The 15,142-nt window shown below is 32.9% G+C and carries 16 protein-coding genes and 1 tRNA gene; 5 read left to right on the forward strand and 12 right to left on the reverse strand.

Translation table 11 applies throughout. The annotated features are described in order from the left end of the window. Positions 1-5: 5 nt before the first annotated feature. The 5 genes from map to JOOMADRAFT_RS06905 form a co-directional block, all read right to left on the reverse strand. Complete coding sequence (map, locus tag JOOMADRAFT_RS06885; protein WP_008612190.1) at positions 6-821, reverse strand: type I methionyl aminopeptidase; 816 nt, start codon at positions 819-821, stop codon at positions 6-8. Between the two features lie 432 nt (positions 822-1,253). After that, a complete protein-coding gene (locus JOOMADRAFT_RS06890; RefSeq protein ID WP_008612191.1) occupies positions 1,254-3,560 on the reverse strand; it encodes a M1 family metallopeptidase in 2,307 nt (768 codons plus the stop codon). Positions 3,561-3,623: 63 nt separating this feature from the next. Then, positions 3,624-4,124, reverse strand: coding sequence for a DUF6702 family protein (locus tag JOOMADRAFT_RS06895; protein WP_008612192.1), 501 nt, complete (start codon positions 4,122-4,124; stop codon positions 3,624-3,626). A gap of 222 nt (positions 4,125-4,346) precedes the next feature. Then, complete coding sequence (locus JOOMADRAFT_RS20285) at positions 4,347-5,033, reverse strand: carboxypeptidase-like regulatory domain-containing protein (RefSeq protein WP_008612194.1); 687 nt, start codon at positions 5,031-5,033, stop codon at positions 4,347-4,349. Between the two features lie 61 nt (positions 5,034-5,094). Beyond that, positions 5,095-5,838, reverse strand: coding sequence for a carboxypeptidase-like regulatory domain-containing protein (locus JOOMADRAFT_RS06905; RefSeq protein WP_008612197.1), 744 nt, complete (start codon positions 5,836-5,838; stop codon positions 5,095-5,097). A 626-nt stretch (positions 5,839-6,464) separates the two neighbouring features. Between JOOMADRAFT_RS06905 and pepE the strand changes: the two genes are divergently transcribed. Further along, on the forward strand, positions 6,465-7,166 hold the full coding sequence (gene pepE, locus JOOMADRAFT_RS06910) for a dipeptidase PepE (RefSeq protein ID WP_008612198.1): 702 nt from the start codon (positions 6,465-6,467) through the stop codon (positions 7,164-7,166). 21 nt (positions 7,167-7,187) lie between these two features. Here pepE and rluF read toward each other — a convergent pair whose 3' ends face one another. Then, positions 7,188-7,919: a 23S rRNA pseudouridine(2604) synthase RluF gene (gene rluF, locus JOOMADRAFT_RS06915; RefSeq protein WP_008612199.1), complete on the reverse strand. Its 732-nt coding sequence runs from the start codon at positions 7,917-7,919 to the stop codon at positions 7,188-7,190. A gap of 58 nt (positions 7,920-7,977) precedes the next feature. Beyond that, positions 7,978-8,050, reverse strand: a tRNA-Gly gene (locus tag JOOMADRAFT_RS06920). A gap of 199 nt (positions 8,051-8,249) precedes the next feature. Between JOOMADRAFT_RS06920 and JOOMADRAFT_RS06925 the strand changes: the two genes are divergently transcribed. The 3 genes from JOOMADRAFT_RS06925 (at position 8,250) to JOOMADRAFT_RS06935 (ending at position 10,840) form a co-directional block, all read left to right on the forward strand. After that, positions 8,250-8,537 carry a GNAT family N-acetyltransferase gene (locus JOOMADRAFT_RS06925; protein ID WP_008612200.1) on the forward strand — a complete coding sequence of 96 codons (288 nt, stop codon included), beginning with the start codon at positions 8,250-8,252 and terminating at the stop codon, positions 8,535-8,537. Between the two features lie 11 nt (positions 8,538-8,548). Further along, positions 8,549-8,986, forward strand: coding sequence for a GNAT family N-acetyltransferase (locus JOOMADRAFT_RS06930; RefSeq protein ID WP_008612205.1), 438 nt, complete (start codon positions 8,549-8,551; stop codon positions 8,984-8,986). 1,212 nt (positions 8,987-10,198) lie between these two features. Further along, a complete protein-coding gene (locus JOOMADRAFT_RS06935; protein WP_008612206.1) occupies positions 10,199-10,840 on the forward strand; it encodes an O-methyltransferase in 642 nt (213 codons plus the stop codon). Positions 10,841-10,946: 106 nt separating this feature from the next. Here the strand turns inward: JOOMADRAFT_RS06935 and JOOMADRAFT_RS06940 are convergent, their stop codons facing one another. The 4 genes from JOOMADRAFT_RS06940 to gpmI form a co-directional block, all read right to left on the reverse strand. Then, on the reverse strand, positions 10,947-11,501 hold the full coding sequence (locus JOOMADRAFT_RS06940) for a phosphatase PAP2 family protein (RefSeq protein ID WP_008612207.1): 555 nt from the start codon (positions 11,499-11,501) through the stop codon (positions 10,947-10,949). After that, positions 11,501-11,773: a Sec-independent protein translocase subunit TatA/TatB gene (locus tag JOOMADRAFT_RS06945; RefSeq protein WP_008612208.1), complete on the reverse strand. Its 273-nt coding sequence runs from the start codon at positions 11,771-11,773 to the stop codon at positions 11,501-11,503. Before JOOMADRAFT_RS06945 ends, JOOMADRAFT_RS06940 begins: the two co-directional genes overlap by 1 nt. A 119-nt stretch (positions 11,774-11,892) precedes the next feature. Beyond that, complete coding sequence (locus JOOMADRAFT_RS06950) at positions 11,893-12,459, reverse strand: thioredoxin family protein (RefSeq protein WP_008612209.1); 567 nt, start codon at positions 12,457-12,459, stop codon at positions 11,893-11,895. Positions 12,460-12,567: 108 nt separating this feature from the next. Continuing rightward, complete coding sequence (gene gpmI, locus JOOMADRAFT_RS06955; protein WP_008612210.1) at positions 12,568-14,085, reverse strand: 2,3-bisphosphoglycerate-independent phosphoglycerate mutase; 1,518 nt, start codon at positions 14,083-14,085, stop codon at positions 12,568-12,570. Between the two features lie 225 nt (positions 14,086-14,310). On the opposite strand from gpmI, the gene JOOMADRAFT_RS06960 reads away from it, so the two are divergent. Further along, on the forward strand, positions 14,311-14,712 hold the full coding sequence (locus JOOMADRAFT_RS06960) for an ankyrin repeat domain-containing protein (protein ID WP_008612211.1): 402 nt from the start codon (positions 14,311-14,313) through the stop codon (positions 14,710-14,712). A 128-nt stretch (positions 14,713-14,840) separates the two neighbouring features. Here the strand turns inward: JOOMADRAFT_RS06960 and JOOMADRAFT_RS20655 are convergent, their stop codons facing one another. Then, the gene (locus JOOMADRAFT_RS20655) at positions 14,841-15,008 is read right to left on the reverse strand and encodes a DUF6747 family protein (RefSeq protein WP_008612212.1); all 168 of its coding nucleotides are present in this window, start codon (positions 15,006-15,008) and stop codon (positions 14,841-14,843) included. Between the last annotated feature and the right edge of the window lie 134 nt (positions 15,009-15,142).

The following is a 15,142-nucleotide window of genomic DNA, read 5'->3' on the forward strand; positions in this document are numbered from 1 at the left end:
GAAAATTATTCGGTTACTACGTTTTTAAATTCGTCTTCTTCATTGCTTGTAATTCCAAGCGCATCATACACGTATTTAAAGGTAGATAAGATTTCTGGCTTTCCATTAATTAAAGCAACATCATGCTCAAAGTGTGCACTTGGTTTCCCATCGGCAGTAACTATAGTCCATCCGTCTTTTAATTGTTTAATGCGCTGTGTTCCCATGTTAATCATAGGTTCTATGGCAACTACCATTCCGTCAACAAATTTTTTACCACGCCCTCGTTTTCCGTAGTTTGGCATTTCTGGATCTTCATGCATTTTCTTACCTAAACCATGACCAACAAGTTCTCTAACTACGCCATACCCTTCTTTCTCACAAAAGTTTTGGATGGCAAAACCTACATCTCCTACACGATTTCCTATTTTAAACTCTCTAATTCCAACGTAAAGAGATTCTTTAGTAATAGCTAGTAGTTTTTTAGTTTCTGGAGCTACTTCTCCAATTTCAAAAGTATAGGCATGATCTCCGTAGAAACCATTCTTTAATGCACCACAATCTACCGAAACAATATCGCCTTCTTTTAACGGAACATCTGTTGGGAGTCCGTGAACAACTGCTTCGTTTGTACTTGTAAGTAGGGTAGAAGGGCAGCCGTATAAGCCTAAAAATCCAGGTTCGGCTCCTTGATCTCTAATATATTCTTCCGCTATTTTATCTAAATGCTTTGTTGTAACACCTGGCTTTATTTCCTTTGCTAACATTCCTAATGTTTTAGAAACGATAAGGGCACTTTCTCTCATTAATTCAATCTGCTCGAGTGTTTTTATTTTAATCATGTTTCGTTTATTTAAACTGAAAATTATTTTCTGAATTATTAATCCTTTTTAGAGGATTAATGTTGGTTTGTAAAATACCCGCAGTTTGCCTAGAGGGAGTTGATTCTTACAACCAAGATGCAAAAATAGTTATTATTTTTTGTTTTGATTACTAGTAAGGTTAGAAACCCATATTGTTTTGCTGTAAAGCTGTAAATCTGTGAAGGTGTTAAGCTGTGAAGTGTAGAATTAGCAACTTTTCAAAGTTACCTAATAATGGATACTTTTCCTTTGACTTCTTATTCCTTTAATCATGCTCATCTTACCAGCCTACCATCTTATCAATTTAACGATTCAACAACTTAACTTCTTGTTATTCATACTTTTACGTACAACAAAAAAACCGCCTCACTTTAATAGATGAGGCGGTTTTTTTATTATTGAAGAAAATAATTAATCCTGAACTTTCTTCTTGAATTTATCGAAATCGGAATCGCCAGTTTGTTTTGGCCAAGAATTATTCTCGGTATCAATATCGGCAGTTTCTGCTTTAGGGTCCACTACAATACTTGTAATTTCTTTATCCGTAGCAATAACTTTTTTCACCTCTTTGTCATTTTTTCTCCAAATTTCTACAGGGTATGTAATTGTATTTGTACTACCGTCTTTGTAAGTATATTCAACAATTAAAGGCATTGGAATTCCACCTGGTTTGTTAAAAGTAACTTCGTAAAAATACTTTGGAGCTTCCATATTACTTCTTTCGGCAGGAGAGAAGTTATCCATTAAGTACTCGTTTACAGATTTAAAGTTCTCTTGCTCAGATTTTTTAGAAACTTCATTTTTATAATCATCGCTATCTTCAGCAACAAGGTATACTAAATCTGGAAGTTCAGATTCTGCCATACCTCTCTGTTCTAGTATTTCTCTAACTCGTGCATTTGGTGTTGAAGAAACATAGTATTTTTTAACGTTTTGAACTCCTATATCCACATAGTCGGTTGTATAAAACCATCCTCTCCAGTACCAATCTAAATCTACTGCCGAAGCATCTTCCATAGTTCTGAAGAAATCTTCTGGAGTAGGGTGTTTAAACATCCAACGCTGTGCATATGTTTGGAAAGCGTAATCGAATAATTCTGGTCCCATTACAGTTTCTCTAAGAATATTTAATGCAGTTGCAGGCTTTCCGTAGGCATTTGCTCCTAATTGGAATACATTTTCTGGGTTGGACATAATTGGAGCAATAAAATCTTGATCCCCTTTCATATAGTCTACAATTTTAGAAGGCTCTCCTCTACGAGAAGGGTATTTTCCATCTGGACCAACTGCTTCAGGATAATTTATAGCAAATTGTTGCTCTGTTAAATACTGACAAAAAGTATTAATTCCTTCGTCCATCCATCCCCATTGGCGCTCATCTGAATTTACAATCATAGGGAAGTAGTTATGTCCAACTTCATGAATAATTACACTTATCATTCCAAATTTCACACGGTCGCTATAAGTTCCATCTTCTTCTGGACGTCCATAATTCCAGCAAATCATAGGATATTCCATTCCTTGATTTTTAGCATGAACAGAAATTGCTTTAGGATAAGGATACGCAAAAGTATGCTTAGAATATGTTTTCAATGTTTGAACAACTGCTTTTGTAGAATACTCCTCCCAAAGTGGATTTCCTTCTTTAGAATAAATAGAAACAGCCATTACTGTTTTTCCATTTGTCATTTTTACTGCTTGTTGTTCCCAGATGTATTTTCTTGAAGTAGTAAAAGCAAAGTCACGAACGTTTTCTGCTTTTAAAGTCCATGTTTTTTTGTCTGTAGAATGTCCTTTTTCATTTTCTCTAGCCTCAGCTTCTGTAACGATGAAAACAGGTTTGTTGTAAGATTTTTTTGCCTTTTCATATCGGTCGTACATATCGTCCGTAAGTACTTCCTTAGGATTTTGTAAAACTCCAGTTCCATCTAATATATGATCTGAAGGAATAGTAATGTTTACTTCATAGTTTCCAAAAGGCAATGCAAACTCTCCACTTCCCCAGAATTGGTGATTTTGCCATCCTTCTACGTCATTATAAACCGCCATTCTTGGAAAGAATTGAGCAATTACATAATTTTTATTTCCGTCAGGGAATTCTTCATAACCACTTCTTGCTCTATCTACAAGGTGATTGTTTACGTTGTACCACCATTTGATATTGAAAGAAAATTTATCCCCAGGAGCTAAAGGTTTATCAAGCTCAACACGCATCATAGTTTGGTTGATGGTGTATGGTAAGTTTTTACCTTTAGTATCTTTTACTTCTTGAATATTAAAACCACCGTCAAAAGGAGCTTTGTAGTATTTACTAGCAAAAGAAGCAGTTTCTTCTGCTGGTGGAACTCCACCACCATCTCTTAAAGGCGATTTAGAGTCTTTTGCTCTAACATTTTGGTCTAATTGTACCCATAAAAACTCTAATTTATCTGGAGAGTTGTTTGTGTAGGTAATGGTTTCATGACCAGTTAATTTCTGGGTGTCGTCATTCAGTTCGATATCCATTTTATAATCCGCTTGTTGTTGATAGTAAGCAGGACCTGGAGCTCCCGAACCTGTACGGTACATGTTTGGAGTAGCAAACTCCTCGTACATTTGTCTAAATTTGTTTGTGTTTGTGTGGCCTTGTTCTCTCTCTTTCTTATCGTTTTCTTGTGCGAAAACTACACTAAAAGATAAGAAGCAAAAGCCTGCTAATAGGTACTTGAATTTGTGCATAGTTGTTTAGAAATGAATTAAGGATTGGAAATTAAATAATTTGTCTTTTTTAAGCACTCTAAGTTACAATTTTAACATAGCTTTATCATTTTGTTTTATTAACATAAAGCTTTTTTTACGTTCTCCAGCAGTAATATGTACCACATTTTGTTGTTCTGGATAGATGTCGAATAGAACGCTACTTTGAATCCCTATGGATTCTATTCTTTTTAATTTTACCTTTGGAATCTCTAAATAGCATTTCATTACATCTACATCATATTCTTTACCGATAAAATTCCACTCCACTTCCTCTCCGTCAATAGAAATAATAAATTTATCATGAAGGTATTTCTCAATATAAAAGTCTATTTTTTTAAGTTCCTTTTTAGTTTTTAATGCTGCATTTATTCCATAGCGCTCCTTAAAAAGCTTTTCCATGTCATCTATAAAATAACGAGAAATTACTTGAATGGCTTGGTCTTCTTCAGCATAATTTACATCCGTAACACTGACGTAAAATTTATGATAAATACCAAAACTCATTAAGGGTAAAATTAAAAGAAGGATTATATATTTTTTCATGTAATTAATATGTTTTTTTTATGATGAAGTTTAATCCCTCATTGAGGGTTTAATTCCCCAAAGCCTGTACTGAGTTTACCGAAGTGCTCTGCATCGAAATGGGTTTAATTTGTTTCCTTTGAATACCTCGTAGGCTTGCCTCGAGGTAGTTGATTCTATTAAAGAGGGTTTAATCCTCCAAAGTCAGCCCAGAGTTTACCGAAAGCATTGCCTTGTGGTAGTTTACTCTAAATCATTTAAAACTCTAAAATCGTTACTCTTCGCCTTTAAGTATTCTAAAATGCTAAGAGGATCCTCACTTTCAATAGTTTCAAAAGATGGATCGGTAGCGCAAAAGTACATAAACCGATCTATATAATCTTCAGGGATTTTTAAATCTTTAACATAAAATTCGATTTCAAAAAGTTCTTTAGTAGCTTCTATTTTTACTTCTTTTTTCTGAAGTTTTATCAGTTTTTTTATTTTCTTTATTTTTCCGTTTAAGGTATTGATGAGTAAGCTCAATGGACTACTTGATGCGGTGTAGAGCATTCGGTGCATATGGTCTTTTTTCTTTACAGTAGCATTTGGAAGGCCTAAACTTACAGCATTGATTACATTTTCAGCGGGATTGTTTTGTAGGTCTCGTGCTAAATTTCCAGATAAATTGTAGGGTGTGACCGTTACTGGGGCCAATTCGTTTATTTTTTCATCTAGCGTAACTTCTAAATACTTATTTTTCAGGACTTCCTCGGTAATAACTACAAACTTAATTTCATACTGTAGCGCAGAAAATACCAACGTATCATTAAACATTACGTTAATTTCAAAGTCTCCTTTTTGATTTGTAATTGTTGAAGTATTAGTAGTTTTATTCAGGATATAGATGCCCTCCACTTCAGAATTTATATTAATAATTTTTCCTTGCAAACTTGTTTTAAAAACTTGTCCGTTGGTTATGCTATATGCAAAAATAAAAAATATGTAGAGGTTATTTTTCAGAGGCTTTTAGTGCATTGAAATCTTTGCTTTGATCTACTAAAAAATCGATAAGCTCAAATTCGTGACTCCTTTTCATGAGGGTTTGAGAAGGTAATTTATCATCCACATAAAACAAAAATTCATCTATTTGGTCTTGAGGAATCTTTAAATCTGCTACAAAAAATTCGTCATCATAAACTTGGCGTAACACCTGACTCGGTAAAATTACTTTTTCTTCTCCCTGTTCTTTGTTAGATTTAAATAACGCTTTGTAAATGTTTACAAAATTAAGACCGTTAACCATCCCTCGCTGACTCACAGGAATTGCATAATTGGTAACCGCAGAAGACTTATCTGTAGTGTAATCTACTTGCTTAAATTCTTCGTTTTTTAATTCAATATAAGCTTGTCTATCTTCTGGAGTAATAATTACTTGATCAAGTTCGGTTACTTTTTCATTTACTTCCACTACCAAACGGTTATTATTTAAAATTTCCTTGGTAATTTCTACCGTTTTTAACTCGTAATTCATAGCAGTAAAAGCTAGTTTATCGCCTTCTTTTACCTTGATTTCGAATTCCCCTGCATCATTTGTAATTGTAGCTCTTTCTGTAGTAATGTTGATAACATTCTCATTAGGAACACTAGTGTTTCTGTAAAGTACTTTTCCTCTTAAAAGTACAGACTCTGCATCTTGAGAAAAAATAAAAATAGGACTTAAAATAAGTAGAAGTATAAGTAATTGCTTTTGCATTAGAGTGGTTTTGTTTAGTAAATAAATAATAAGTCGATTAAAAATAAAAGAAAGTCTTGATAATCTTTTGTTAAATCCCTCATTAAGGGTTTTATTCCCCAGAACCTGTCCTGAGTTTACCGAAGGGCTCTACATCGAAATGGTTGATTCGCATTTTAGATTTTCTTCAATTTAAAAGAACAACAAGCTCTATTTTATGATTACATTACTATTACATAAATTTACGAAAAATATTGAAGAAAAACATTATGAAACCCTCCTGAAGGGATTTATTATAGTCAAAATATTCACTTCCACAAAAAGGAATGAATAAATTAAAGGCTTTTAAGAAGTAGAGAATTTTCCTTAATTCTATATTAGCCTTAAAGTAACTTTTTAATCATTAATGTCCGAGTAAAAATGCAAGACCGCTTTGCTATAAGAAAAAAGAACAAAGACTAAATCTTAACTATTATAAAATATGCAGTTTAAAGAAACAACATTACTGAAAATCCTCTTTTTATTCATTTTTATTAATAGCAAGGGGTCTATTTTGAGGATCTCATTTAAACCTTGATATAAATGGAAGCCGATAAATTCCGTTAATTTTTATCGGGCAACAATACTTTTAACTTAAATTTATTCAGATGAAAAATCTTTTAATAGCAAGTACATCTACCGTGCACGGGAGTAGCTATTTAGAATATATATTAGATGATTTAGCGGAGTTTTTTAAAGCTTCGGAAGAAATTATCTTTATTCCGTATGCACGCCCTGGCGGGATTTCTCATGATGATTATACAGCAATAGCTCAAAAAGGATTTGATGCTATAGGAAAACAAGTAACTGGAATACATACTTTTTCTGATCCAATAGAAGCCCTGAAAAATGCAAAAGCAGTTTTTACGGGTGGCGGAAATACATTTTTATTAGTTTCTCAACTGTATAAGCTAGATGTAATGCCAACATTAAGAGCGCGTATTTTTGAAGGAATGCATTATTTTGGAACTAGCGCAGGAGCAAATATTACGGGGCTTACCATGCAAACCACCAATGATATGCCTATTATGTATCCACCTAGTTTTAAGACATTGGGTGCCATTCCTTTTAATATTAATCCGCATTATTTAGATCCCGACCCATCGAGTACTCATAAGGGTGAAACACGAGAAACCAGAATAAAAGAGTTTCATACCATAAATACGCAGCCAGTAATTGGTCTTAGAGAAGGGAGTTGGTTAGAAGTAAAAAACGACCGTATTATTTTAAAAGGAAATCTACAAGCTAGAGTTTTTGAACAAAATAAACCTCCTTATGAAATTGAAAGCGGGAGTGAAGTGAGGTTTTAGTAGGGATAAATTATAAATTCATTAATCACCATATGTTTTCTTAGATTCTTCCGTAAGGGTATTGATTTCTTTAAGTTCTTCTTTTGTAAGATAACGCCACTCTCCAACGGGAACGTCTAAGGAAACATTCATAATACGGATACGTTTTAGTGCCGTAACATTGTAGCCTAAGTACTCACACATTCTACGAATTTGGCGATTTAATCCCTGCGTTAATATGATTTTAAAGGTATGCGAATCAATTTTTTCAACTTTACATTTTCGGGTAATCGTATCTAAAATTGGGATTCCATTACTCATCCGCTTTACAAAATCGTCGGTTACAAATTTGTCAACGGTAACTATATATTCTTTTTCGTGTTTGTTACGCCCACGTAAAATTTTATTTACAATATCCCCGTCGTTGGTAAGAAAAATAAGTCCTTCACTAGGTTTATCCAATCTCCCAATTGGAAAAATACGTTTAGGATAATTTATAAAATCAATAATATTATCTTTTTCCACACGTGTGTCTGTAGTACAAACAACCCCGATAGGTTTGTTAAAAGCGAGGTAAACAAAATCTTCTTTGGGTTCTGCAATAAGCTTTCCATCAACTCTAATCTCATCTTCAGCACTTACTTTGGTACCCATTTCTGGAATGGAACCATTTACAGTAATTCGTCTTTGCTGAATGAGTTTATCGGCAGCACGGCGTGAGCAGTAACCTACTTCGCTTAAATATTTATTGATTCTTGTTAATTCCTTTTCCATTTCGCTTCAAAGGTACATATTTCCCATAAAAAAAGCCTAACGTTATGTTAGGCTTTAGAGCGGGAGACGAGGTTCGAACTCGCGACATTCAGCTTGGAAGGCTGACGCTCTACCAACTGAGCTACTCCCGCATTTATTTGTGGGGGCAAATATAAAGAAACTCTTAATTTGTTTCCAAAGAAAATCGTGATTATTTTTTTAATTATCCTTAAATACCTCAAATAAATTTAATCTCCTAAAGTTATTTTGAGGAGGTAAATGAGGTTGTAAATTATAGTTTTTCTATTTAAAGATTTATAGTACTTTTAATTGGTATAAAATTTTTTACAAATGGAATTAGAAATTAAGCATGAAGCGTCTGCAAGTAAAGGACGCTTTTATATGGAGAATAACAATAATACTTTAGCAGAAATGACCTATTCGGTAGCGGGGAGTGATAAAATAATTATCGACCATACCGAGGTGGACGATTCTTTGCGTGGTCAAGGAGCGGGACATAAATTGTTGGAAGCATTGGTAACTTATGTTCGAAGTAATAATGTAAAAGTTATTCCGTTATGCCCATTTGCAAAAGCACAAATTGATAAAAATGAATCCTATCACGATATTCTAGTTTAAATAATAATATTTTGTATACCGTAAAAGAAATTAGTTCGGCAGAGGCACAAGCCGTACGTCATCCTGTTTTAAGAGAAGGGAAGCCATTGGAATCGGCTATTTTTCCTGATGATGATTTAAAAGATACTTTCCATGTGGGCGTTATTTATAAAGGAAAGCCTGTTGGAACAGTTACTTTAATAAAGAAAAATAATGAAAATTTTTCTGCTGAAAATCAATACCAACTTCGGGGAATGGCAGTATTGCAAGCACAGCAAAAAAAAGGTCTTGGTGCACTAATGGTTAAAAAAGCTGAAGCTTTATTGCTTGAAAGAGGGGGCGCTTTTATCTGGTTGAATGCACGAGAAGTAGCGGTGTTGTTTTATGAAAAAATGAGATATGAAATTTATGGAGATTCTTTTGTTGTTCCAGGAATTGGACTACACTATTTAATGAAAAAATCTCTTTAATCCCTTATAGTGGATTTAATTCCCATGATGCCTGTCCTACTTTTATCGAAGGAGTTTGCATTGATATAAGTAATGTTGTTCCTTTTGAGTATGAATCATGATTTTTAGCCACAAATATCACGGATTTATGCATTTCATTCCTTGAAGAGATATTCAGTAGGGCGATACAATGAAAAAAATATTAGTGAATTCGTGGCAATTTTTTATACGTTATAAATTTTAGCCACAAATATCACAGATTTATGCCATTTCATTCTTTGAAGAGATATTCAGTAGGGCAATACAATGAAAAAAATATTAGTGAATCCGTGGCAATTTTTTATACGTTATAAATTTCAGCCACAAATATCACGGATTTATGCCATTTCATTCCTTGAAGAGATATTCAGTAGGGCGATACAATGAAAAAAATATTAGTGAATCTGTGGCAATTTTTTATACGTTATAAATTTTAGCCACAAATATCACGGATTTATGCATTTCATTCTTTGAAGAGATATTCAGTAGGGCGTATACAATGAAAAAATATTAGTGAATCCGTAGCATTTTTTTATACTTTATAAATTTCAGCCACAAATATCACAGATTTATGCCATTTCATTCCTTGAAGAGATATTCAGTAGGGCGATACAATGAAAAAAGTATTAGTGAATCCGTGGCAATTTTTTTTTACGTTATAAATTTTAGCCACTAATACCACAGATTTATGCCATTTCATTCCTTGAAGAGATATTCAGTAGGGCGATACAATGAAAAAAGTATTAGTGAATTCGTGGCAATTTTTTTAAACGTTATAAATTTCAGCCACAAATATCACGGATTTATGCCATTTCATTTCTTGAAGAGATATTCAGTAGGGCGTATACAATGAAAAAATATTAGTGAATTCGTGGCAATTTTTTTAAACGTTATAAATTTCAGCCACAAATATCACGGATTTATGCCATTTCATTCCTTGAAGAGATATTCAGTAGGGCGATACAATGAAAAAAGTATTAGTGAATTCGTGGCAATTTTTTTATGCGTTATAAATTTTAGCTACTAATATCACAGGTTTATGCCATTTCATTCCTTGAAGAGATATTCAGTAGGGCGATACAATGAAAAAAGTATTAGTGAATTCGTGGCTGAAATATTTTCAATACGCTATTGTTTTTAGTTCTATGAGTTGAAACTGAATTAAAAAACCGCTAATTTTGAAAAAAAGAAAGTATGCATTTTTTATCGGACGCTATTGAAGATTATGTAACTAATCATTCTGAAGACGAACCAGCAATTTTAAAAGAGCTGGATAGGGAAACAAATTTAAAAACGCTTCAACCAAGAATGCTAAGTGGTCATTTCCAAGGGCGTATTTTAAGTGTTTTATCAAAAATAATAAATCCTAATACAATTCTAGAGATAGGAACCTTTACAGGTTATTCTGCAATTTGTCTTGCTGAAGGATTGGCTAAAGATGGGATGCTACATACAATAGACATTAATGAGGAACTCTATGTTTTTCAGCAAAAATATTTTGAAAAAAGTGGGTTAAAAGATCAGATAAAGCAATATACTGGAGATGCGTTGGAGATAATTCCGAAGATAGACGCAAAGTTTGACCTTGTTTTTATAGATGCAGACAAACCAAATTATGTAAACTATTTTGATTTGATTATTGATAAAATGAATTCAGGAGGAGTGATTTTATCCGATAATGTTTTATGGAGTGGGAAGGTTGTGGAAAAATTAAAGAAGGGAGATAAAAGTACAGAAGCTTTATTGGAATACAATAAAAAACTTAAAGAAGATCCACGCATAGAAACTGTATTACTTCCTATTCGAGATGGTTTAACAGTAAGCAGGGTTATTTAATCCCTCATTGAGGGTTTAATTTATTCTCTCTGCGAGAGTTTGTTTCAAAGGACCATAATTATTAAGATCTTAAAGTTGTTTCTTCTGAATGCCTTTTGATATTACCTTAAAGTTGTAACACCCATCGCTTGTGGATTTTATTAAAAGTAAGCGCAATTAAAACCCCTACTAAAGCACCAATTAAAATATCTGAAGGGTAATGCACTCCAACATAGATTCTGCTGAAAGAAAATAGAATTGGCCAGATATAAAATGCATAAATCCATTTGAATCTATGCTTTAAGATAAGTACAAAAAATGTGCAAGCGGCAAAAGAATTTGCAGCATGACCAGAAAAGAAACTATACGACCCCGGTTCAATAAGAATTCTAATGAGTTCTGTAAACTCATCATTTCCACTAGGCCTTGTTCTGGCTATAATTATTTTTACTAAATGAGTAAGTGTACTTGTAGTTAAAATGAGTCCGATGCTCAATAATAATGTTTTGAATAACTGTCTTCTTTTGTAGGCAATTATAATCAAAACTAAAATTAGAAGGTAAAGTGGTAGCCAAGTTACGGGCTGGGTAACAGTTCTCCAAAAAGTATCGTAGTTTTCTACTCCAAGATTGTTTAAGAAAATTAACAAATCCCGGTCGTACTCCAGGAGTTTTTCAAACATTAAAGTTTACGTTTTACAGAACCTGAAAAATCTTCTATTTCGTCTCTTACTTGACCGATTTCCTTTTGAATATCTTTAGTAAAACTAGTATCGACTCCATTTTTGTCTGCACTTTTTTGGATCTCAGACTTTACTTCATTTGTAGCATCTTTAAGCTGACGCATACCTTTTCCTAGTCCTCTGGCAATTTCGGGAAGCTTATCGGCACCAAAAATCATCACTACTAAGAATAGGATGAATACAATCTCTGCTCCGCTAATAAATAAAAACATATTCCTTGCTTTTTTAATCCTTCATGGGCTTAGCCCAAGACGGTTGATTGACTTTTTGTCAACACAAATATAATGAAGTTTATTTCCAAATAAGAAAACATTTAACTAATCAAATTAAATTATTCAGCATAGGGATTTTTGTATTCTTTTCCTTCTAGAATATTTAACATATCTTTTTCTAATGTTTCGATAGTATATTCTACAATTCTGTTTATTTCTTTTCCATCTTTATAAAAGATAAAAGTTGGCACATTTGTAATGTTTAAGCCTTCTTCTAAATTTTCAGGAGTGGTTTTCTCTCGAGTCATGGTTATTAAGGTGAGGTTTTTATACGCATAGTCCGCTTCATCCATTATTTTAAAAAAGTGAGGAACCTCTCTTTGACTATCGCTACACCATGTTCCCATAAAAATTTTAATCTCTAGATTTTTTACTAGTGGTTTAAGGGAATTTATAATTTCTGGAGCTGCTTTATATTCATTATAAGTGCTTACAAACCATTCGTTGTGAGGCTCTTTTTCAAGGTCTTCTCTTGTGTGGTACCCTACAAGAATATCGTCTTTGGCTTTCTCAACTTCAGATTTTTTTGTAGTTGTTTCTGTAGGATTTTCTTCAGATTTTTTTGCTTTTGTACCACAGGAAAAAGTGAAAGCAATTACGGATAGCAATAAAATAATTTTTCTCATATATTTTTTGTGTTTATTCTTTTTTAAAGAAAAGGAGGATAAGTATAAAAAAAACAGTCTTTTCAAAGTATAGCTTTTAAGTTTGAAAAGACTGTTTGTGTTGTTGTTTTAAACTAAAGAGTGTCTTGTCATTGCTTCTGGTTGTTCAATTCCCATTAGCTTTAAAATTGTAGGAGCAATATCTCCTAAAACACCATCATTAATTTCTTTTAGTTCTTCATCTACCAAAATTAGTGGTACTGGATTTGTTGTGTGCGCTGTATTTGGACTCCCATCTGGATTGACCATAGTATCACAATTTCCATGATCGGCAATTACAATAGTTGTGTAGCCATTTTCTGTAGCTGTAGTAACAACATCTTTAGCACACTCATCTACAGTTTCACATGCTTTTATTGCTGCTTCCATAATACCAGTATGTCCAACCATATCTGGATTTGCAAAGTTTAAACATACAAAATCTACTTCTCCTTTTTTAAGTTCAGGAACAATGCTATCTCGAATTTCATATGCGCTCATTTCTGGTTTTAAATCGTAAGTAGCAACTTTTGGAGAAGGGCAAAGTAGTCTTTTTTCGTTAGTAAAAGGTTCTTCCCTACCTCCATTGAAAAAGAATGTTACGTGTGGATATTTTTCAGTTTCGGCAATTCTAATTTGGTTTTTACCTGCTTTAGAAATAGTTTCTCCAAGGGTGTCTATAATATTATCTTTATTGTAAACTACATGTACATTTTTAAATGTTTCATCATAATTTGTCATCGTAACAAAGTACACGTCTAACTTGTGCATATTCTGCTCATGAAAATCTTGCTGCGTTAATGCTTGAGATAATTGGCGACCTCTATCTGTTCGGAAATTAAAGAATATTACCACATCTCCTTCTTCTACTTTTGCAATGGCTTTATTATTTGCATCTTGGAGAGATATTGGTTTAATAAACTCATCTGTTACTCCATTGTCGTAACTTTCTTGCATGGCTTCAAGCGCATTTTTGTAAGGAGCACCTTCACCATTTACAATTAAATCGTAAGCTAGTTTAACACGTTCCCAACGTTTATCTCTGTCCATAGCGTAATAACGACCAATAACAGATGCTAACCTAGCGTTAGTTTTAGCGCAGTGCTTTTGGATTTCTTCAATAAACCCTTTTCCGCTTTGTGGGTCAACATCACGTCCGTCTGTAAAAGCATGTACAAAAACATCTTTTAATCCGTAAGCATTGGTAGCATCCAAAAGCCCTTCTAAATGTTTTATGTGCGAGTGTACACCACCATCACTTAAAAGTCCTAAGAAATGAACTTTTTTATTATTTTCTTTAGCATATTTAAACGCCTTTTGTAACTCTTCTTCTTGAGCCAATGTATTTTTTTCAATAGCCATATTGATTTTGGCTAAATCTTGATATACAATTCTACCAGCCCCTAAATTCATGTGGCCAACTTCACTATTTCCCATTTGTCCTTCTGGAAGGCCAACATTCATCCCGTCGGTTAGAAGGTTTGCATTTGGATATTTTTTATATAAAGAATCTATAAAAGGGGTGTTTGCATTTTCGATTGCTGAAATTTTTGGATCAGGAGATTTTCCCCAACCATCCAAAATCATTAGTATAACTTTCTTATTCATGTCTAATTATTGTTTTCATTCAAAGATACTACTATAAAGTTTTTCTTGAAAAAACATCTATTGCTTTCTTTTAAAAGAAATTAAACCGTCAGAAAATAACTTTAAAACAACATTTATGTAACACTTTGTACATAAATAAGTTAAACAAAAGTTAAAGCAGGGATTAGAGTGAAACATTCTTATTTTACACACGTCTCTTTTATATAACCAGTAAATTTTATAATTATGAAAAAGCTAGCATTTTTATCAGCTTTACTCTTAGCAGTAGGAGTAACATTTGCAAACACATCAAAAAACGAAAAAGATCTAGAAACAACTCATCAGGTTTCTGTAATTACAAAATCGCCTAAAGTTTCTCCATTTTGTATGTCTATTGTAAAAGGAGATTTTGACACTGTAAAAAAACTTATCGATTTAGGAGCAGATGTTAACGCCAAATCTAATGGATTAACACCTGCAATGTATGCCGCTAAATTTAATAGAGTGGATATTTTACAGTTGCTTATTACTAGAGAGGCAAATTTAAAGGCAAAATGTTCTGAAAAAGGGTTAACAGCAATGGATTATGCTGAGCTTTCTAATGCTCAGGATGCTAAAGCTGTACTTGAAAAAGCATTGAATTCTTAACATCTAAACTTGATTTGATTTAAGAAATTTAATTTGATTTAGCGATCAAAAAATCCCGCCAATGGCGGGATTTTTTTTAATACTTTCCATGCTAATCTAAATTAACATCCTAAGTTTTTTCCAACAAATTATATCGGAAATCCAGTAAACAATCGGTAAAAGAATGCGTAAATAACTACTAAAAGTATCGCAAAGCAAAACCATGAGAAAACTTTTAAAAATGTAGCAACGTATCCATTCTTTAATTCTGAAAAAGAACTAACATAAAGTTCTTTGAGGAGTAAAAGTGTTGTCATACAAAATATTTAAAACTAATTAATAAATAATTTTAGCTTTAAATAGATTATTGCAAAGTTAGAGTGTAGGGACTAAAGCTGATTTATAGAACTCTTTTTTACGAGTTCATACCCTAAATCTAGAAATAATTTTA

The sequence above is a fragment of the Galbibacter orientalis DSM 19592 genome (assembly GCF_000260115.1).
GTDB classification, from domain to species: Bacteria; Bacteroidota; Bacteroidia; order Flavobacteriales; family Flavobacteriaceae; genus Galbibacter; species Galbibacter orientalis.